General features: G+C 70.7%; 16 protein-coding genes. 1 reads left to right on the forward strand and 15 read right to left on the reverse strand.

The window, feature by feature from the left end; translation table 11 throughout:
* Positions 1 to 21: 21 nt before the first annotated feature.
* Positions 22 to 3,174: an isoleucine--tRNA ligase gene (gene ileS / locus ABTZ58_RS14835; protein ID WP_351355440.1), complete on the forward strand. Its 3,153-nt coding sequence runs from the start codon at positions 22 to 24 to the stop codon at positions 3,172 to 3,174.
* Between the two features lie 236 nt (positions 3,175 to 3,410).
* Here the strand turns inward: ileS and ABTZ58_RS14840 are convergent, their stop codons facing one another.
* The 15 genes from ABTZ58_RS14840 to ftsL form a co-directional block, all read right to left on the reverse strand.
* Positions 3,411 to 4,532: a DivIVA domain-containing protein gene (locus ABTZ58_RS14840; protein ID WP_351355443.1), complete on the reverse strand. Its 1,122-nt coding sequence runs from the start codon at positions 4,530 to 4,532 to the stop codon at positions 3,411 to 3,413.
* Positions 4,533 to 4,585: 53 nt separating this feature from the next.
* Positions 4,586 to 4,870: a YggT family protein gene (locus ABTZ58_RS14845; RefSeq protein WP_351355446.1), complete on the reverse strand. Its 285-nt coding sequence runs from the start codon at positions 4,868 to 4,870 to the stop codon at positions 4,586 to 4,588.
* A 70-nt stretch (positions 4,871 to 4,940) separates the two neighbouring features.
* A complete protein-coding gene (locus ABTZ58_RS14850) occupies positions 4,941 to 5,582 on the reverse strand; it encodes a cell division protein SepF (protein WP_094052512.1) in 642 nt (213 codons plus the stop codon).
* Positions 5,583 to 5,711: 129 nt separating this feature from the next.
* Positions 5,712 to 6,431 (reverse strand): YggS family pyridoxal phosphate-dependent enzyme, encoded by a 720-nt coding sequence (locus ABTZ58_RS14855; RefSeq protein ID WP_351355449.1) that lies wholly within the window; start codon positions 6,429 to 6,431, stop codon positions 5,712 to 5,714.
* 6 nt (positions 6,432 to 6,437) lie between these two features.
* The gene (pgeF, locus tag ABTZ58_RS14860; RefSeq protein WP_351355452.1) at positions 6,438 to 7,169 is read right to left on the reverse strand and encodes a peptidoglycan editing factor PgeF; all 732 of its coding nucleotides are present in this window, start codon (positions 7,167 to 7,169) and stop codon (positions 6,438 to 6,440) included.
* Between the two features lie 10 nt (positions 7,170 to 7,179).
* A complete protein-coding gene (ftsZ, locus tag ABTZ58_RS14865; protein ID WP_351355455.1) occupies positions 7,180 to 8,373 on the reverse strand; it encodes a cell division protein FtsZ in 1,194 nt (397 codons plus the stop codon).
* Between the two features lie 288 nt (positions 8,374 to 8,661).
* A complete protein-coding gene (locus ABTZ58_RS14870) occupies positions 8,662 to 9,456 on the reverse strand; it encodes a cell division protein FtsQ/DivIB (RefSeq protein ID WP_351355458.1) in 795 nt (264 codons plus the stop codon).
* Positions 9,457 to 9,482: 26 nt separating this feature from the next.
* Positions 9,483 to 10,580: an undecaprenyldiphospho-muramoylpentapeptide beta-N-acetylglucosaminyltransferase gene (gene murG, locus ABTZ58_RS14875; RefSeq protein ID WP_010039354.1), complete on the reverse strand. Its 1,098-nt coding sequence runs from the start codon at positions 10,578 to 10,580 to the stop codon at positions 9,483 to 9,485.
* 6 nt (positions 10,581 to 10,586) lie between these two features.
* Positions 10,587 to 11,951, reverse strand: a complete 1,365-nt coding sequence (gene ftsW / locus ABTZ58_RS14880) for a putative lipid II flippase FtsW (protein WP_351355461.1) — start codon at positions 11,949 to 11,951, stop codon at positions 10,587 to 10,589.
* Between the two features lie 135 nt (positions 11,952 to 12,086).
* On the reverse strand, positions 12,087 to 13,529 hold the full coding sequence (gene murD / locus ABTZ58_RS14885) for a UDP-N-acetylmuramoyl-L-alanine--D-glutamate ligase (RefSeq protein ID WP_351355464.1): 1,443 nt from the start codon (positions 13,527 to 13,529) through the stop codon (positions 12,087 to 12,089).
* Positions 13,511 to 14,602, reverse strand: coding sequence for a phospho-N-acetylmuramoyl-pentapeptide-transferase (gene mraY, locus ABTZ58_RS14890; protein ID WP_309097172.1), 1,092 nt, complete (start codon positions 14,600 to 14,602; stop codon positions 13,511 to 13,513). Before mraY ends, murD begins: the two co-directional genes overlap by 19 nt.
* On the reverse strand, positions 14,602 to 16,017 hold the full coding sequence (locus ABTZ58_RS14895) for a UDP-N-acetylmuramoyl-tripeptide--D-alanyl-D-alanine ligase (RefSeq protein ID WP_351355466.1): 1,416 nt from the start codon (positions 16,015 to 16,017) through the stop codon (positions 14,602 to 14,604). Before ABTZ58_RS14895 ends, mraY begins: the two co-directional genes overlap by 1 nt.
* A 28-nt stretch (positions 16,018 to 16,045) precedes the next feature.
* Positions 16,046 to 17,566 carry a UDP-N-acetylmuramoyl-L-alanyl-D-glutamate--2,6-diaminopimelate ligase gene (locus ABTZ58_RS14900; RefSeq protein ID WP_309097165.1) on the reverse strand — a complete coding sequence of 507 codons (1,521 nt, stop codon included), beginning with the start codon at positions 17,564 to 17,566 and terminating at the stop codon, positions 16,046 to 16,048.
* 193 nt (positions 17,567 to 17,759) lie between these two features.
* Complete coding sequence (locus tag ABTZ58_RS14905) at positions 17,760 to 19,721, reverse strand: peptidoglycan D,D-transpeptidase FtsI family protein (RefSeq protein WP_351355470.1); 1,962 nt, start codon at positions 19,719 to 19,721, stop codon at positions 17,760 to 17,762.
* A gap of 5 nt (positions 19,722 to 19,726) precedes the next feature.
* Positions 19,727 to 20,176: a cell division protein FtsL gene (ftsL, locus tag ABTZ58_RS14910; RefSeq protein ID WP_351355473.1), complete on the reverse strand. Its 450-nt coding sequence runs from the start codon at positions 20,174 to 20,176 to the stop codon at positions 19,727 to 19,729.
* Positions 20,177 to 20,433 lie beyond the last annotated feature (257 nt).

Below are 20,433 nucleotides of genomic sequence, written 5' to 3' on the forward strand. Positions count from 1 at the left end.
TCCGCCGGAGGAAGCCCGCTGATGACATCGCCGACGTATCGCCAGGTACCCGCCCAGGTCGACCTGCCCGCCCTCGAGCACGCCGTGCTCGACTTCTGGCGCGAGCAGAAGATCTTCGCCAAGAGCCTGGAGCAGTCCGAGGGCCGCCCCGAATGGGTGTTCTACGAAGGCCCGCCCACCGCCAACGGCATGCCCGGCGCCCACCACATCGAGGCCCGCGTCTTCAAGGACGTCTTCCCGCGCTTCCGCACCATGCGCGGGTACCACGTCGCCCGCAAGGCCGGCTGGGACTGCCACGGCCTCCCCGTGGAGCTCGCCGTCGAGAAGGAGCTCGGCTTCTCCGGCAAGCAGGACATCGAGGCGTACGGCATCGCGGAGTTCAACGCGAAGTGCCGCGAGTCGGTGACCCGGCACACCGACGCCTTCGAAGAGCTCACGACCCGCATGGGCTACTGGACGGACCTCCAGGACCCGTACCGCACGATGGACCCCGAGTACATCGAGTCGGTCTGGTGGTCGCTGAAGGAGATCTTCAACAAGGGCCTGCTGGTCCAGGACCACCGCGTCGCCCCCTGGTGCCCCCGCTGCGGCACGGGCCTGTCCGACCACGAGCTGGCACAGGGCTACGAGACGGTCGTCGACCCGTCCGTCTACGTCCGCTTCCCGCTCACCTCCGGCCCGCTCGCCGGCGACGCCGCGCTCCTGGTCTGGACGACGACCCCGTGGACCCTGGTGTCCAACACCGCGGTCGCCGCCCACCCCGAGGTCACCTACGTCGTCGCGACGAAGGGCCCGGAAGGTGCGGAGAAGCTCGTCGTCGCCGAGCCTCTGCTGGCCAAGGCCCTCGGCGAGGGCTGGGAGAGCACGGGCCAGACCTTTACGGGCGCCGAGATGGAACGCTGGACCTACCAGCGGCCCTTCGAGCTCGTCGAGTTCCCCGAACCGGCGCACTACGTCGTCAACGCCGAGTACGTCACCACCGAGGACGGCACGGGCCTGGTGCACCAGTCCCCCGCCTTCGGTGAGGACGACCTCAAGGTCTGCCGCTCCTACGGCCTGCCGGTGGTGAACCCGGTCCGCCCGGACGGCACGTTCGAGGAGGACGTCCCGCTCGTCGGCGGCGTCTTCTTCAAGAAGGCCGACGAGAAGCTCACCGCCGACCTCGACGAGCGCGGTCTGCTCTTCAAGCACATCCCGTACGAGCACAGCTACCCGCACTGCTGGCGCTGCCACACCGCGCTGCTCTACTACGCGCAGCCGTCCTGGTACATCCGCACCACGGCGATCAAGGACCGCCTCCTCGCGGAGAACGAGAACACCAACTGGTTCCCCGACACGGTCAAGAACGGCCGGTACGGCGACTGGCTGAACAACAACATCGACTGGGCGCTGTCCCGCAACCGCTACTGGGGCACCCCGCTGCCCATCTGGCGCTGCGAGGACGACCACCTCACCTGCGTCGGCTCCCTCACCGAACTGACCGAGCTGACCGGCACCGACCAGTCGGGCCTGGACCCGCACCGCCCGTTCATCGACGAGGTCACCTTCGCCTGCCCGCAGGGCGGTTGCGGGAAGACGGCCACGCGTGTGCCCGAGGTGATCGACGCCTGGTACGACTCGGGTTCCATGCCGTTCGCGCAGTGGGGCTACCCGTACAAGAACAAGGAACTGTTCGAGGCCCGCTACCCGGCGCAGTTCATCTGCGAGGCCATCGACCAGACCCGCGGCTGGTTCTACACGCTGATGGCGGTCGGCACGCTCGTCTTCGACAAGTCGTCCTACGAGAACGTGGTCTGCCTCGGTCACATCCTCGCCGAGGACGGCCGCAAGATGTCCAAGCACCTGGGCAACATCCTGCAGCCGATCCCGCTCATGGACCAGCACGGCGCCGACGCGGTCCGCTGGTTCATGGCCGCCGGCGGCTCCCCGTGGGCGGCCCGCCGAGTGGGGCACAACACGATCCAGGAGGTCGTCCGCAAGACGCTCCTGACGTACTGGAACACGGTCGCCTTCCAGGCCCTGTACGCCCGCACGGCCGGCTGGGCCCCGTCGGAGGCCGACCCGGCCCCGGCCGACCGCCCGGTCCTGGACCGCTGGCTGCTGTCCGAACTGCACGCCCTCACCGACCAGGTCACCCAGGCCCTCGACGCCTACGACACCCAGCGCGCCGGCAAGTTGCTGTCCGCGTTCGTCGACGACCTGTCGAACTGGTACGTGCGCCGGTCCCGCCGCCGCTTCTGGCAGGGCGACAAGGCCGCGCTGCGCACGCTGCACGAGGTCGTCCGGACCGTGACGCAGCTCATGGCCCCGCTGACCCCGTTCATCACCGAGCGGGTCTGGCAGGACCTGATCGTCCCGGTCACCCCGGGTGCCCCGGAGTCGGTCCACCTGTCGTCCTGGCCGGAGGCGGACCTCACGGCCATCGACCCGGAGCTGTCGAAGCAGATGGCGCTGGTGCGCCGCCTGGTCGAGCTGGGCCGGGCCACGCGCGCGGAGTCGGGCGTCAAGACCCGCCAGCCGCTCTCCCGGGCCCTGATCGCGGCCACCGGCTTCGAGACGCTGGACTCCGAACTGCGCGCGCAGATCACGGAGGAGCTGAACATCGAGTCCCTGGCGACACTGAGCGAGGTCGGCGGCTCCCTGGTCGACACTACCGCGAAGGCCAACTTCCGCGCGCTGGGCAAGCGGTTCGGCAAGCGCGTCCAGGACGTGGCGAAGGCCATCGCCAACGCGGACGCGGCCGCCCTGTCCCTGGCCCTGCGCGAGGGCACGGCGTCGGTGGAGGTCGACGGCGAGACCGTCACGCTGGCCCCCGACGAGGTCATCATCACCGAAACCCCGCGCGAGGGCTGGTCGGTGGCGTCCGACGCGGGCGCCACGGTCGCCCTGGACCTGGAGATCACGGAGGAGCTGCGCCGGGCCGGCCTCGCCCGTGACGCGATCCGCCTGATCCAGGAGGCCCGCAAGAACAGCGGCCTCGACGTGGCCGACCGCATCGCCCTGCGCTGGACGGCGACGGACGCGGCGACGGTCGCGGCCCTCACCGACCACGCCGGCCTGATCGCCGACGAGGTCCTCGCCACGGACTTCGCCCAGGGCGAGGCGGACGGCGGCTACGGCCAGCCGTTCACCGACGAGGGCCTGACCCTGACGTTCCGTCTGCGCAAGGCGTAACTCTCAAGGCCGTCCACCCCGAAGGCCCGGTTCCGCCAAAGATTCTGGCGGAACCGGGCCTTCGGCGTTGCGTACGCACGACCGCGGACACGTTCGCACGAACACCGTTGCGCGGGCGTACGGACACCGTCGCGCGGGCACGGACGGGCATGGCAAAGGGCGAGGCCCCGGGGTGAACCCGGGGCCTCGCCCTGAACGCTGCCGACGTCTACGCCGTACTCCTGGCCATCAGGCCGTCAGTTGTCGTCCTCGTCGATCAGGAAGCCCCGCATGGGCGAGGGCGCCTGACCCATCGGCGACGGACCCTGCGGACGCACCGGCGCCATCGGCTGGGTCATCGCCGGCGACATCTGCTGCTGGCCACCGTAGGACGGAGCGGGCGGCGAGGGGGGGCCGCCCATCGTCTGGTTGCCACCGTAGGACGGGGCGCTCGCGCCGGCCGGTGCCATGGAAGGCGCCGGGGACGGCGGGAGGGACGCGGTCGCCGGAGTGCGCGGCGGGGCCAGCGAGTCGTCGGCCTGGGTCTCCAGCTGACGCAGCTGCGACTCCAGGTACGACTTCAGGCGCGTGCGGTACTCGCGCTCGAAGCCGCGCAGGTCCTCGACCTTGCGCTCCAGCGTGGCGCGGGCGGACTCCAGTGAGCCCATCGCGACGCGGTGCTTCTCCTGCGCGTCCCGCTCCAGGGCGTCGGCCTTGGCACGGGCGTCACGCTCCAGACCCTCGGCACGCGAACGCGCCTCGCCGACGATCTTGTTGGCTTCGGAACGGGCCTCGGCGATCGCCTGGTCGGCGGTCTGCTGGGCCAGCGAGAGGACACGGGCGGCGCTGTCGCCGCCGGGGCCCCCCTGACCGGGGCCGCCCATCGGACCGCCCATGGGGCCGCCCATCGGACCACCCATCTGCTGCTGCATCGGGGGCTGACCCATCGGACCCGGACCCTGGCCCATCGGACCGGGACCACCAGGACCCTGGGGACCACCCTGACCGCCGGGACCGGCGGGCAGCTGCGGGGCACCGCTCGGCAGCTGGGGCGGACCACCCATGGGGCCACCCATCTGCTGCTGCGGCGGGCCCGATATGCCGGCGGGCACGGGACCACCCGGACCTCGCATGCCCTGCTGCTGCTGTTGCTGCTGCTGGTCCTGCTCCGGCGGCTTGCGCATGTTCTGCTGGTTCTGGGCAGCAGCGCGCGTGGCCGCGGCCAGTTTGGCGCGCAGGTCCTCGTTCTCGCGGAGCAGGCGGGTCAGTTCGGCTTCGACCTCGTCGAGGAAGGCATCGACCTCGTCCTCGTCATAGCCTTCTCGGAGGCGGACGGTCGTGAACTGCTTGTTCCGCACGTCCTCGGGGGTCAACGGCATCTCTTCACCTCAACGTAGTCGTCGGCATTCGGCAAGACCATGGTTCACATCGCTCACAGCCGGCTCACGATCGAGATCAGGATGTAGACGATGATCATCAGTACGAAGAAGGACAGGTCGAGCGCCACGCCCCCGAGACGCAGCGGCGGAATGAACCGCCGCAGAAGCTTGAGCGGTGGATCAGTGACAGTGTAGGTGGCCTCCAGAACGACCACCATCGCCTTGCCGGGTTGCCATGAGCGGGCGAACTGGAAGACGTAGTCCATGACCAGCCGGAAGATGAGCACGATGAGGAAGCACATCAGCGCGATGTAGACAACATCGAAAACCACGCTCATGACCTGTTGCTTCCCTCTCCCCTGTGCCCTGCTGTGTAGTGCTGTGTACTGATGTTTCCGGTGGTGCGTCTCAGCTCTGGTTGAAGAACCCGCCCTCTGCGATGCGGGCCTTGTCCTCCGCCGTGACATCGACGTTAGCAGGCGACAACAGGAACACCTTCTGCGTCACCCGCTCGATACTGCCGTGAAGACCAAACACCAAACCGGCCGCAAAGTCGACAAGTCGCTTCGCATCTGTGTCATCCATCTCAGTCAGATTCATGATCACCGGGGTGCCCTCACGGAAGTGTTCCCCGATGGTACGGGCCTCGTTGTAGGTCCGCGGGTGGAGTGTGGTGATCCGGTAAGGCTCTCGTTCCGACACGACCTTGGGCATGATCACCGGTGCGTTCTTCTCCAGGCTTGCGCGTTCTTGTGTGATGGATGCCACGGGCGCGATGCGCGCCGGGCGGCTGGATTCCGCGGGGAGCGAAGCGGAGCGGGGGGCCGGCTCGCGAGGTGCGGGCGGTTGTACGACTCGTACCTCTTCGTCCCTTTGGGGCTGATGTGAGACATGCGGCTGGTGGGACGGCTCGTGCCGACGGTGGTCCCGCTCGGGTTCCGGGTCCAGCTCGGGTTCGAAGTCGTCGTCGGGGTCGAATCCGCGGCCGTCGTACCCATCGTCCTCCACGAGGCCGAGGTAGACCGCCATCTTGCGCATCGCGCCGGCCATGCTCTGAGTCCTCCGCTCTGTGGTGGATCGGCTGACGACTGCCAAGTGCCCGCGATCCACGAGGTCCTTGAATCCGCCTTTCGGCGGCAATGACCATATTTTCTGCTGTGGTCCGACTTCTTGGCGACGTTACCGGAGCCTGGGGCGGACTCCGAGTACCGCGCTGCCGACGCGCACATGTGTCGCTCCGGCCGCCACGGCCTGTTCGAGATCCGCACTCATCCCTGCCGAGACCATGGTGGCAGCCGGATGACTCCGGCGCAGGTCGGTCGACAAATCCATCAACCGCTCGAACGCCGACTGTTCGCGTCCCGCGTACTCCCCGGTGAGCGGTGCGACGGTCATCAGACCGGCGAGCCGCAGCCCGGGCGCGCCGGCGACGAGGCCGGCCAACCCCTCGACGCCCTCGGGGGCCACGCCGCCGCGCTCGCCCCGCCCGCTCACCCCGGCGTCGAGCGCGACCTGCAGCAGGCACCCCAGCTCGCGCCCGGCCCGCTCGGCCTCCTTCGACAGCGCGGTGACCAGCTTGGAACGGTCGACGGACTGCACGAAATTCGCGTAATTGACCACGGATCGCACCTTGTTGGTCTGGAGTTGACCCACAAAGTGCCATGTCAGGGGCAGATCCGAGCACGCGGCGGCTTTGGGCGCCGCGTCCTGGTCGCGGTTCTCGGCGACATGGCGCACACCGAGTTCCGCGAGGATCCGCACATCGCTCGCGGGATAGGTCTTGGTGACCACGATCAGGGTCACCTCTTCGCGTGGGCGCCCCGCGGCCGCGCACGCGTCGGCGATGCGCCGCTCCACTTTCGCCAGATTCGAGGCGAGTTCGTCCGTACGGTCCGTCATGTCCTGTCAGTCCAGCCACACATAGCCCGCGAGCCGCCCGGTGGTGCGGTCGCGCCGGTACGAGAAGTGATCGCGCGATTCCCGCGTGCACACCGGCGACCGCTCCCGGTCGCGCACCCCGAGCCGTTCCAGTTGGGCGTGCACGCCGGCGCTCACGTCGACCGCCGGCGTGCCCCAGCTCGTCTCGGCGTACGCCGCCGGCTCGACGGCGGACACCTCGGCGCGCATGTCCTCGGGCACCTCGTAACACCGGCCGCACACGGTGGGCCCGGTGCGGGCGACGATCCGGGAGGGTTCGGCGCCCAGGTCCGTCATCGCGCGTAGCGCGGCCGGGACGACACCGGCGATCATGCCGGGCCGGCCCGCGTGGGCCGCGGCGGCGATCCCCGCGACGGGATCGGCCAGCAGCACCGGCACGCAGTCGGCGGTGAGCACCGCGAGGGCGAGCCCCCGCCGCGTCGTGACAATCGCGTCGACCGACGGGATCTCCGGTGAGGATCCCCACGGTTCGTCCACGACCACCACGTCCGCCCCGTGCACCTGGTTCATCCAGACCACCCGGTCCGGTTCGACGCCCAGGGACTTGGCGGCCAGTTCCCGGTTGGTGCGTACGGCGTCGGGGTCGTCTCCGACCGCTCCGCCGAGGTTGAGCTCCTCATACGGAGCGGCGCTCACCCCGCCCCACCGGTCGGTGAAGGCGAAGTGCGCGCCGCTCACGCTCTCGCGCTGTCCTATCACGTCAGAAGGATCACTTGAGGAAGTCCGGTACGTCCAGTTCCTCGGCCGCGCTGTCCGAGTAGGTGCGCGGCGCCGGCGGGACCGGCGGGGCGACCGGGATGTCCTCGACCGGCTTCGGAGCGGGCTCCGGGTCCTCCTTCGGCGTCACGCTGCCGAGCGAGCCGAAGGCCGGACGGCTCTCGGCCTGCCGGACCGGGGCGGGTTCCTCACGCTTGGCCGAGGCCGAGCCGATCACGTTCTCCCGGCGGGCCGGGGGCTGGCCCCCGTCGAAGCCGGCGGCGATCACGGTGACCCGGACCTCGTCGCCGAGGGCGTCGTCGATGACCGCGCCGAAGATGATGTTGGCCTCGGGGTGCGCGGCCTCGCTGACCAGCTGGGCGGCCTCGTTGATCTCGAACAGGCCGAGGTCGGAGCCGCCGGAGATGGAGAGCAGCACGCCGCGGGCGCCGTCGATGGACGCCTCCAGCAGCGGCGAGGAGATCGCCATCTCGGCGGCGGCCACGGCGCGGTCGTCGCCGCGGGCGGAGCCGATGCCCATCAGGGCCGAACCCGCCTCGGACATGACCGACTTGACGTCGGCGAAGTCGAGGTTGATGAGGCCGGGGGTGGTGATGAGGTCGGTGATGCCCTGCACACCGGAGAGCAGGACCTGGTCGGCCGACTTGAAGGCGTCGAGCACCGAGACCTGGCGGTCCGAGATGGACAGCAGCCGGTCGTTCGGGATGACGATGAGGGTGTCGACCTCTTCGCGGAGCTCGGCGATGCCGTCCTCGGCCTGGTTCGCGCGGCGCCGCCCCTCGAAGGTGAACGGGCGCGTGACCACACCGATGGTGAGGGCACCGAGCGAGCGGGCGATGTTGGCCACGACGGGCGCGCCGCCGGTGCCGGTGCCGCCGCCTTCACCGGCTGTCACGAAGACCATGTCGGCCCCCTTGAGGACCTCCTCGATCTCCTCGCGGTGGTCCTCGGCGGCCTTGCGGCCCACGGCCGGGTTGGCTCCGGCGCCGAGTCCGCGGGTGAGTTCACGGCCGACGTCCAGCTTGACGTCGGCGTCGCTCATCAACAGGGCTTGCGCGTCGGTGTTGATGGCGATGAACTCGACGCCCTTGAGACCGACCTCGATCATCCGGTTGATGGCATTGACACCACCGCCGCCGACACCGATGACTTTGATGACTGCGAGGTAGTTCTGCGGTGCTGCCACGTCGAAGGCCTCTCGCCTCGAGTTACGTGTCGCCGAATCCCCGTGACGCCCTGCGCCCCGCGACCCGACGACTGATGCCGAATGGGACGGTCCGTATCGCCGACCCGAACCCTAACCCTGAAGTTTAGGGTTACCAGTGTGTCCGTTCCTTGGAGTCTTCTGAACAGGACACTAAGTCGACAAGTGGCGCTCCTTCAACGAACACGCCGAACCTCCCGTTTTTCTTTTCACCCTATGTGATCAGCCGTAGCGCTGCCCAACCAGGGTGCTGGCCTGCGCGGATGTGCGTCAACTCCCTGATGACGCGGGCGCGGTGGGCACGCTCACGTCGAAGTGACGCGCGTCGCGCGAGGCTTTCATCAGGGCGGTCAGCGCGCGGGCCTTCGCGGCGCCCTTCTCGCTGCTCCCCCAGACGACGGTGCGGCCGTCCCGCAACTCCAGCGAGATGTCGTCGTAGGAACGGACCTTGACGGTCCGTGTGTCGCGGGCGACGGCGGCCGGAACGGCGCGGGCCACGCCGACCGCCTCGCGCACCAGCCTGGGCTCGCCGAAGCGGCGCAGGCCGGCGGCGGCCGAGCCGGAGCGCGACAGCGTCAATTTCAGCGCGGGCACGCCTTTCGGGGCCTCGGAAACCGTGGCGAAACGGACACCTTCATCGTCCACTTCGACGAACTTTCCGCCCTTTCGGACAACCAGAACCGGAGTCCGTTCGACCACCTTCAGGTCGATTCCATGGGGCCAGGAACGGACCACGTCAACCGCGTCAATTCGGGGCAATTTCCGGCGCAGCCGCGTCTCGATCGCGTCCGTGTCCACGGAAATCAGCGGCTCGCCGAGGGGAACCTCGGCGGCCGCCTCGACCTGAGCCGGCGTCAGGACCCGGGTGCCCGAGACGGAGACCCGCTCGGCGCGCAGCCAGTCGGACCCGTAGAACAACCACAGCGTCGGGATGCCGAGGAAGACCAGGGCGAGGGCCAGGATGACGATCACACGAACGTGGCGCCGCCTCAGACGCCTGGCGGGAGGCGGGCCGGACGACTTCTGCTGGCGTTCACCGCGCTCGGCGGTGGTCGATCCGGCCACGCTCCCCTGCCTTCCGTCATACGGGCCTAGCGGTGTGCACGAGCGGCGGCGATCGCCTCGTACACCATGCCGACGAGCAGGTCGTCGGCGTCCCGGCGACCGAACTCGGCGGCGGCGCGGGACATCTGGTACAGCCGGTGCGGGTCGGCGAGCACGGGCAGGACGTTCTGCTGGACCCACTCGGGGGTCAGTTCCGCGTCGTCGACCAGCAGGCCGCCGCCGGCCTTCACCACCGGCTGGGCGTTGAGCCGCTGTTCGCCGTTGCCGATGGGCAGCGGGACGTAGGCGGCCGGGAGCCCGACGGCGGAGAGTTCGGCGACGGTCATCGCGCCCGCGCGGCAGAGCATCATGTCGGCCGCGGCGTACGCGAGGTCCATCCGGTCCAGGTAACTTACCGGGATGTAGGGGGGCATCCCCGGCATCTGCTGGACCTGCGGCAGTTCGTTCTTCGGGCCGACCGCGTGCAGGATCTGGATACCGGCCTGCTGGAGCCAGGGCGCGACCGTCTGCACGACCTCGTTGAGGCGGCGGGCGCCCTGGGAGCCGCCGGAGACCAGCAATGTGGGCAGGTTGGGGTCCAGCCCGAACGCGGCCCGGGCCTCGGGGCGCACGGCGGCCCGGTCCAGGGTGGCGATGGAGCGGCGCAGCGGGATGCCGATGTAGCGGGCGCCGCGCAGCTTGCTGTCCGGCGTGGAGACGGCGACCTGGCTGGCGTAGCGCGAGCCGATCTTGTTGGCCAGGCCCGGGCGGGCGTTGGCCTCGTGGATGACGATCGGCACGCCGAGGCGCTTGGCCGCGAGGTAGCCGGGCAGGGCGACGTAGCCGCCGAAGCCGACCACGGCGTCCGCCTTGGTGCGCTCCAGGATCTGCTCGGTCGCCTTGATCGTGCCGCGCAGCCGGCCCGGGACGGTGATCAGCTCGGGGGTGGGCTTGCGTGGCAGCGGTACGGCCGGGATCAGCGCGAGCTCGTAACCGCGCTCGGGTACGAGACGCGTCTCCAGGCCCCGCTCCGTGCCCAGGGCCGTGATGCCCACGGTCGGGTCCTGCCTGCGCAGGGCGTCCGCGAGGGCGAGCGCGGGCTCGATGTGGCCCGCGGTTCCTCCGCCGGCGAGTACGACATGCACCGAAATTCACCGCTCTCCGGACGGACGCGCCGCCGTGGCGCGCCGTCGCATCGTGTTCCATCTCCGGGGGCTCCGACCCGAACCGGTTCCCCCGGCCCCCCGCTTTCTACCAAAGCGAGGTTGCCGCATCGCAAGCGCTGCCCGCGCAGCGGGCTCGTCGCGTGCGAAGGCGATCAGCAGCCCGATGGCGAACATGGTCGGCAGCAGGGCGGATCCCCCGTAGGAGAACAGCGGGAGAGGCACACCGGCGATCGGCAGCAGACCGAGCACCGCACCGATGTTGATCACGGCCTGGGCCGTGATCCAGGTGGTCACGCCTCCCGCGGCATACCTCACGAAGGGGTCCTCCGTGCGTCCGGCCACGCGGATACCCGCATAGCCTAGAGCCGCGAAGAGGGCGAGGACCGACAGCGTCCCCGCCAGGCCCAGTTCCTCACCGGTGACGGCGAAGATGAAGTCGGTGTGGGCTTCGGGGAGTTGGCCCCATTTCTCCACACTCGCCCCCAGCCCCGAGCCGAAGATCCCGCCGGAGGCCAGGGCGTAGATGCCGTGCACGGCCTGCCAGCAGTCGACCGGTCCGGACTGGGGTTCGGTGGCGCCGAGGCACTGCAGGCGGGCCATGCGGTTGGGGCTGGTCTTGATGAGGATCAGACCGAGCACGGCCGCGACCGACAGGACGCCGGCGAACAGCCGCGTGGGCGCTCCGGCCAGCCAGAGCAGGCCGAACAGGATGGCCGTGAGGATGATCGCCGTGCCCATGTCGCCGCCGATCATGATCAGGCCGAGCAGCATGAAGGCGGCCGGGACCAGCGGGACGAGCATGTGCTTCCACTGGGTCAGCAGCCTCTTGTCCTGCTTGCGGGCGAGCAGGTCGGCGCCCCACAGCACCAGCGCGAGCTTGCCGAACTCACTGGGCTGGATCTGGAAGGAGCCGCCGACGGCGATCCAGTTCTGGTTGCCGTTGACCGAGACTCCTATCCCGGGCACCTGGACCAGCGCCATGAGGAAGACGGCGCCGGCGAGGATGGGGTAGGCCAGGGCCCGGTGGAGTTTCACCGGCATGCGTGAGGCGGCGAACAGCAGACCGGCGCCGATGACCGCCGCGAGCAGCTGCTTGCGGAAGAAGTACGAGCCGGGCAGCGACATCTGCAGCGCGGTGATCTGGGAGGCCGAATAGACCATCACCAGGCCCAGCACGGTGATCAGCGCGCTGCCGCCGAGGATCAGGTAGTAGGCGGTCAGCGGCCGGTCCCAGCCCCGGCGGGCGCGGGTGTACAGGCCGAGGACGCCGTTCTCCCGCGGCGGCCGGGACGCGGCGGGGCGCCTGGGGGCGCGCGGGGCCGGGGGCCGTCCGGTGCGGCTGGTGGGCATCGCCGCTCACCCCGCCTTGCCGGTGGGGAGCGTCGTGCGGCGCACGCTCCCCGGCCGCTCGGGCACCAGCCACATCCGTGTCACGCGTCCCTCCCAGGTACGCCCGGCGTCACCGCCGGGCGAGGCGGACCCGGGTCAGCCCTCGACGGAGCCGAGCTCGCGAACCGCGTCCGCGAAAGCGTCCCCGCGCTTGTTGTAGTCGGCGAACATGTCCATGGAGGCGCAGGCCGGGGCCAGCAGCACCGTGTCGCCCGCCTGAGCGAGCCGTCGCGCCTCGTGGACCGCCGCGCGCATCGCCCCAGTGTCGGTCCGGTCGAGGTCGACGACGGGTACTTCCGGGGCGTGTCGCGCCAGGGCTTCCCGGATGAGCGCGCGGTCCGCGCCGATCAGCACGGCCCCGCGCAGCCGCTTCGCGGCCTTGGCGACCAGTTCGTCGAAGACGGCGCCCTTGGCGAGCCCGCCCGCGATCCACACGATCGACTCGTAGGCCGCCAACGAGGCTTCCGCGGCGTGGGTGTTGGTCGCCTTGGAGTCGTCGACGTAGGCGACCCCGTCCACGTCGGCGACGTGCGCGATGCGGTGGGCGTCCGGGGTGAAGGCCCGCAGCCCGTCCCGCACGGCCCTGGCGGGCACGCCGTAGGCGCGGGCGAGGGCCGCCGCGGCGAGGGCGTTGGCGATGTTGTGCGGGGCCGGCGGCCTGACATCGGCGACCTCGGCGAGCTCCTGGGCGTTCTTCTGCCGGTTCTCGACGAAGGCGCGGTCGACCAGGATGCCCTCCACGACGCCGAGTTGGGAGGGGCCGGGCGTGCCGAGGGTGAAGCCGATGGCCCGGCAACCCTCCTCCACGTCGGCCTCACGGACCAGGTCCTCGGTGGCCTTGTCGGCCACGTTGTAGACACAGGCGACACGGTTGCCCTCGTAGATACGGCCCTTGTCGGCGGCGTACGCCTCCATGGAGCCGTGCCAGTCGAGGTGGTCGGGCGCGAGGTTGAGCACCGCGGCCGAGTGGGCGCGCAGGGACGGCGCCCAGTGCAGCTGGTAGCTGGACAGCTCCACGGCCAGGACGTCGTACTTCTCCTCGCCGAGCACCGCGTCCAGCACGGAGACGCCGATGTTGCCGACGGCGGCGGTGCGCAGGCCCGCCGCCTTCAGGATCGAGGCGAGCATCTGGACCGTCGTGGTCTTGCCGTTGGTGCCCGTGACGGCCAGCCAGATAGCGGCGTCGGGGCCGCGCAGGCGCCAGGCCAGCTCGACGTCGCCCCAGATCTCCACTCCCGCGTCACGGGCCGCCGTGAACAGCGGCTTGTCCGGCTTCCAGCCGGGCGCGGTGACGATCAGCTCGGTGCCCTCCGGCAGAGTGTCGCCGTCGCCCAGGCGCACGGTGATCCCGAGCGCCTCCAGCTCGGCCGCCTGCGCCCGCGCGCGCTCGTCGGCGCCGTCGTTGACGACCGTGACGCGCGCGCCGAGTCCGTGCAGCACCTTGGCCGCCGGGACGCCCGAGACACCGAGTCCGGCGACGGTGACGTGCTTGCCCTGGAAGTCGAAGGGCTCCGAGGAGGTCACTTGTCCGCTGCCCATCCTGCGTAGAAGAGGCCGAGTCCGACGATCACACAAATGCCCTGGATGATCCAGAAGCGGACCACGACGAGCACTTCGGACCAGCCCTTGAGTTCGAAGTGGTGTTGCAGTGGCGCCATCCGGAAGACGCGCTTGCCGGTGAGGCGGAACGAGCCGACCTGGATCACCACGGACATGGTGATCAGCACGAACAGGCCGCCCAGGATGGCGAGGAGCAGTTCGGTGCGCGAGCAGATCGCGAGGCCGGCGAGCACACCGCCGAGCGCGAGCGAACCGGTGTCGCCCATGAAGATCTTGGCCGGCGAGGTGTTCCACCACAAGAAGCCCAGGCAGGCGCCCATGAGCGCGGAGGCGACCACCGCGAGGTCGAGCGGGTCGCGGACCTCGTAACAGGCCCCCGGGTTGGTCAGCGTGCCCGCGTTGGCGCAGGACTCCTGGAACTGCCAGACGCCGATGAAGGTGTAGGCGCCGAAGACGAGCACCGAGGCGCCGGTGGCCAAACCGTCCAGACCGTCGGTCAGGTTCACGCCGTTCGACATCGCGAGGATCATGAACAGCGCCCAGACCACGAACAGCACCGGGCCGATCGTCCAGCCGAAGTCCGTGATGAACGACAGCTTGGTGGAGGCGGGGGTGTTGCCGCGGTTGTCCGCGAACTGCAGGGACAGCACCGCGAAGCCGATGCCGACGATCAGCTGGCCGGCCATCTTCGCCTTGGCCCGCAGACCCAGCGAACGCCGCTTGACGATCTTGATGTAGTCGTCGAGGAAGCCGACCAGGCCCATGCCGACCATCAGTCCCAGCACCAGCAGACCCGAGAAGGTCGGCGCCGCGTCGACGTCCGGGTCCAGATAGCCCGTGATCACCTTGGCCAGGAAGTACGCGGCGACCGTGGCCAGGATGAAGGCGATACCGCCCATGGTCGGCGTACCGCGCTTGCTGGCATGCTCGCGCGGGCCGTCGTCGCGGATGTACTGGCCGTAGCCCTTGCGCGCGAGCAGCTTGATCAGCAGCGGGGTGCCGACCAGCGTGAGAAAGAGACCAATGACTCCTGCGAACAGGATCTGCTTCATCATCGGGCGGCAACCTCACCCTCGGCACCGGACTCCAGCAGCGCCTGGGCAACGCTTTCGAGCCCGACCGAACGGGACGCCTTCACGAGCACGACGTCCCCCGGGCGCAACTCGCTGCGCAACAGGTCGACCGCCGCCTGTGCGTCGGACACGTGCACCGACTCCTCACCCCACGAACCCTCGTTATATGCGCCCAGTTGCAGCCAGGCGGCTTCCCTGCCACCGACCGCGACGAGCTTGCTGACGTTGAGCCGGACGGCGAGCCGCCCGACCGCGTCGTGCTCGGCGAGAGCCTCGTCCCCGAGCTCGGCCATCTTGCCGAGCACCGCCCAGGTGCGACGTCCCTTGCCCATGGCCGCCAGCGCGCGCAGCGCGGCCTTCATGGACTCGGGGTTCGCGTTGTAGGCGTCGTTGACGACCGTCACGCCGTCCGGGCGCTCGGTGACCTCCATGCGCCAGCGGGAGAGGGAGCCCGCCTCGGAGAGCGCGCGGGCGATCTCGTCTGCGGACATGCCCAACTCGTGGGCGACGGCGGCCGCGGCGAGCGCGTTCGACACGTGATGCTCACCGTACAGGCGCATGGTCACATCGCTTGCACCGGAGGGTGTGTGAAGCCTGAACGAGGGCTGTCCGGTGTCCGTGAGTCGCACGTTCTCGGCGCGAACGTCCGCTTCGCCGGACTCTCCGAAAAGGAGCACTTTCGCCTTCGTCCGGGAGGCCATGGCGCGTACGTAGGGGTCGTCCGCGTTGAGGATCGCGGTGCCGCCCTCGGCCTCGGGGGGCAGCGCCTCCACCAGCTCGCCCTTGGCCTGGGCAATCTGCTCGCGGCCGCCGAACTCGCCGATGTGGGCGGATCCGACGTTGAGCACCAGGCCGATCCGCGGCGGGGTCAGTTCCGTGAGGTAGCGGATGTGCCCGATGCCGCGGGCGCCCATCTCCAGGACGAGGAACCTCGTCTCCTCGGTGGCGCTGAGCGCGGTCAGCGGCAGCCCGATCTCGTTGTTGAGCGAGCCGGGCGTGAACACCGTCGGCGCCTTGCGCTGGAGCGCCTGCGCGATGAGGTCCTTGGTGCTGGTCTTGCCCGCCGAGCCGGTGAGGGCGACGAGGGTGGCGCCGAGCCGGGCCACGACGTGCCGCGCGAGGGCGCCGAGAGCGGTCTGGACGTCCTCCACGACGATGGCGGGCACGCCGACGGGACGGGTGCCGAGCACGGCCACCGCTCCCGCCTCGACGACCGCCGCCGCGAAGTCGTGGCCGTCCACGCGCTCACCGGCGAAGGCCACGAACAGGCTGCCCGGCCCCGCCTCGCGGGAGTCCCGGACGACCGGGCCGGTGACCTGGACGGACGGATCCGGTATGTCGTGCGTCTGCCCGCCGACGACTTCTGCGATCTCGGCGAGGGAGAGGGCGATCACAAGTTCATCCCCTGGATCTTCTGGATTTTCATCCCTGGGTCTTCTGGATGGCTTCGCGGAGCACCTGGCGGTCGTCGAAGGGACGGACCACACCGGCGATGTCCTGGCCCTGCTCGTGGCCCTTGCCCGCGACCAGCACGGTGTCGCCGGGTTCGGCACGCGCCACGGCGGCGGCGATCGCGGCGGCCCGGTCCTCGAAGACCTGCACCTCGCCGCGCTCGTGCGCGGGCACGGAGGCCGCGCCCCGCAGCATCGTGGCGAGGATGGCGAGGGGGTCCTCGCCACGGGGGTTGTCGGAGGTCAGGACGGCGGTGTCGGCGAGCCGCGCCGCTGCGGCGCCCATCGGCTCCCGCTTGGTCCTGTCCCGGTCGCCGCCGCAGCCGAGGACGACGTGCAGCCTGCCCTCGGTGACCTTGCGCAGGGCGCGCAGCACCGACTCGACGGCGTCGGTCTTGTGGGCGTAGTCGACGACCGCGAGGTAGGGCTGCCCGGCGTCCACGCGCTCCAGACGGCCCGGTACGCCGGGGACGGCGGCCACACCGTCGGCGGCGGACTGCGGGTCGAGCCCGGCGACGGCCAGGGCGACGATCGCGGCCAGGGTGTTGGCCACGTTGAAGGGGCCCGGCAGCGGCGACTTGGCGCTGATCCGCTCGCCCTCGGGCCCGATGACGGTGAACGTCGAGTCCAGCCGGCCGATCTGCACGTCCTCGGCGCGCCAGTCGGCGTCGGGGTGGCCCTCGGCGGAGTAGGTGACGACCGGGACGCCGGCTTCCTTCGCCAGCCTGCGGCCGTACTCGTCGTCGACGTTGACCACGCCGAGCCTGCTCCGTTTCGGCGTGAACAGCTGCGCCTTCGCCTGGAAGTAGTCCTCCATGTCGGAGTGGAACTCCATGTGCTCCGGGCTGAGGTTGGTGAAGACGCCGATGTCGAAGACGCAGCCGTCGACGCGGCCGAGCACCAGGGCGTGGCTGGAGACCTCCATGGCGACCGCCTCGACGCCGCGTTCGCGCATGACGGCGAACAGGGCCTGCAGGTCGGTGGCCTCGGGGGTGGTCCGCTCGGACTTGATGCGCTCGTCGCCGATGCGCATCTCGACCGTGCCGATCAGGCCGGTGGACCTGACGGTCTTCAGCCCGCCCTCGACGAGGTAGGCGGTGGTGGTCTTGCCGGAGGTGCCGGTGATGCCGATCTGGAGCAGGTCCCGGCCGGGGTGCCCGTAGATCGTGGCGGCCAGCTCGCCCATCTGCCCGCGCGGGTCGTCGACGACCAGGACGGGCAGGCCGGACGCGGCGGCGCGGTCGGCGCCGGCCGGGTCGGTCAGCACGGCGGCGGCGCCCAGGCCCGCGGCCTGGTTCACGAAGTCGGCACCGTGCAGGCGGGCGCCCGGCAGGGCGGCGTACAGGTCGCCGGGGCGCACGGCGCGCGAGTCGTGGGTGATGCCCGTGACCTCGGCGGCGCCCTGTGGCGCGGGAGCACCCAGCTGATCGGCGAGTTCCGCGAGGGATGTGGCGGAGAGCTGCACCGGCCTGGGCGGCCCGGGGTATGTCACGGGATGCCCCTTCTGGGCGGTTTGGGACTGATCAGCGTGTGGCACGGCGGTGAGCGTACCGGGCGTACCCGCCTGCGGGCGAAGTGAGGGGCCCGGGGTGCTCTGGTTCCCGGGGTCCGGGGTGATCATCGTCACGAGTGGTTCCTGGCTGTTCGGTGCGGACGGGCGCGGGTGGCCGGTCGGCGCTGGGAGGTCAGCGCCGGAAGGTGACCGGGAGCTTGGCGGGCTTGGCCCCGGTCGGCGGGACCTGGAGGGACTTCAGTGCGAACTCCATGACCTGCTTGTAGACAGGACCGCAGATCTGCCCGCCGAAGTAGCTGCCCTGGGTGGCGTTCTGGATGGCGCAGTAGACGGTGATGCGGGGCTTGTCGGCGGGTGCGAACCCGGCGAACGAGGAGGTGTAGCCGCTGTACTTGCCGGTGGCCGGATCCACGCGGTTGGCCGTGCCGGTCTTGCCCGCGACGCGGTAGCCGGGGATGCGCGCCTTGGTGCCGGTGCCCTCCTCGTCGTCCACGACGGACTCCAGCATCCGGGCGAGGGTCTTCGCCGTCTGCGCGCTCACGACCCGCGTCTTCGCGGGCTTCGGGGCGGGCGTGAAGCGGCCGTCGGGGCCCTTGGTGCCGCGTACCAGCGTGGGTTCGACGCGGACGCCGCCGTTGGCGATGGTCGAGTACACGGAGGCGGCCTGCATGGCGTTGATGGACACGCCCTGGCCGAAAGGGATCGTGTACTGCTGCGAGGTCGACCACTTGTCGGGCGGGGCGAGGATGCCCTTGGTCTCGCCGGGAAAGCCGAGGCCCGTGTAGCTGCCGAGGCCGAACTTGCGCAGGTAGTCGTAGAGGACCTTGTTGGACTGCGCCTGGGTCCTGCCGAGCTGGCCGGTGGCGAGGATGGTGCCGATGTTGCTGGACTTGGCGAGGACGCCGTTCAGGGTGAGGTACCAGGTCGGGTGGTCGACGTCGTCCTTGAAGAGCCGGTCGCCGCGGTGCAGCCGGTTGGGCACGACCACGTGGGTCATCGGGGTGGCGGCCCGCTCCTGGAGGACGGCGGCCATCGACATGACCTTGGCGGTGGAGCCGGGCTCGAAGGCGTCCTGCAGCGCCGCGTTGCCGAGGGCGGACGGGTCGGCGTCGGACAGGTCGTTGGGGTCGAACCCGGGCGCGTTGGCCATGGCCAGGATCTGCCCGGTGCGGGTGTCCTGGACGATGACGTAGCCGCGGTCGGCCGCGGACTCCTTCACCTGCTCGGTGATGGCGTTCTGCGCGGCCCACTGGATGTCGCGGTCGATGGTGAGCTCGACGTCGCTGCCCGGCACGGCTGGCGTCTCGGTGGCGCCCCCCGCGGTGGGGACGAGGCGGCCGCCGGACTGGGCGTAGCGGATCTTGCCGTCCTTGCCGGCCAGCTGCTTGTCCAGCTGCAGCTCGATGCCGCCGCCGGGCTTGCCCTCGGCGTTGACCCAGCCCAGTATCCCGGCGGCGAGGTCTCCGTTGGGGTACACGCGCTTGCTGGTGGCGACGGAGAAGACGCCCGCGAGCACGTTGCGCACGGACTTGTCCGTCTCCTCCTTCTTCGCGAGCGCGGACTTCAGGTCCTTGATCTGCTTCCAGACCTGCGGGGTCTGGCGGGAGGCCAGTCTGACGTAGCGCAGGGCCTTGTTCTTCGGCCGCAGCTTCTCGACCAGGTTCTCCTGGTCCTGCCCGAGGATCGGCGCGAGCAGGGCGGCCGCCTGCTCGGGGCCGTCGGCGATCTTCAGCATGTCCGGCGCGAACATGGTGGGGTCGGCCGTGATGTCGTAGGCGTCCTCGCTGGTGGCCAGGGCGACGCCGGAGCGGTCGGTGATCTCTCCGCGGTCGGCGGCCAGCACCTGCCCCACGTAGCGGTTCTGCTCGGCCTTCGCGGCGTAGGTGCTCGCGTCGACGGCCTGCACCTGGAAGAGCCGTACGACGAAGGCGATCAGCACGAGGGTGAGCGCGAGCCCGATCAGGCGCAGCCGGGGGCGCGGGCTGCCCAGCCGGAGCGGCTTGGGCGGGGTCGTGCGTCCCGGTCCGGGCCGCCGGGCCGGCCGGGCACCCGGCCCGGGCCTGCGCCGGGCGTCGGGGCGTGCGGGCCTGGCGGGGCCGGGCACACGGCGGCGTGGCGGTTCCCTGTCGGACACTTCCGTCACCTGCCGGGGGTCGATGCGGTGCCGTCGGGCATGGCCTCGGGGGCGAGGACCAGGGGGACGTGGGCGGCGGCCGGCCGGACGCCGGGGGCGGGGCTGGGGACGCCCTTGACCGTGCCGTCGGGGCCCAGGAAGGCGGGGTCGCCGCCGGGGACCATGCCGAGTTCACGGGCGCGGCGCTGGAGGGCCTCGGGGGCGGAGTAGGCGTCGATGTCCCGCTGCAGGGCCTGCTCCTCGTCGGTGAGGTTCCTGGTCTCGCGCTGGAGGTCGTCGAGCCGGAACGCGCCTTCGCTGACGGCCGAGTTCAGCACGAGGAGGGCGATGAGACCGCCGCCGAGGAGGAGGACGACCAGGAGGACGAAGGGGGTGCGGGCGGCCTGCCCGGGGCCGGTGGGCAGGAGCCGCGCGAGACGCGCCGCCCTGCCCGTCAGTTCGGGTCTACTGCTCACACGCGCTCCCTCGGGCCGGGCCGGTCCGCCCGCGGCCGGTGCGCGCTGCGCGCGTCCGGAACGGCCACCCGTCGGGCGGGGACGCTCCACCGGCCCGCGGCAGCCCCCCGTCGCCCACTCGCGCTCCACCGGCCCGACACGGCCGCCCGTCGCGGGCCAACGCTCCACCGGCCCGCGGTGACCGCCCGCCGCCCGCTCGCGCTCCGCGGACCGGCGACAGCCACCCGTCGCCCACTCGCGCTCCATCGGTCCGGGAC

It is taken from the genome of Streptomyces sp. NPDC094143, from assembly GCF_040303825.1.
Classification (GTDB): domain Bacteria; phylum Actinomycetota; class Actinomycetes; order Streptomycetales; family Streptomycetaceae; genus Streptomyces.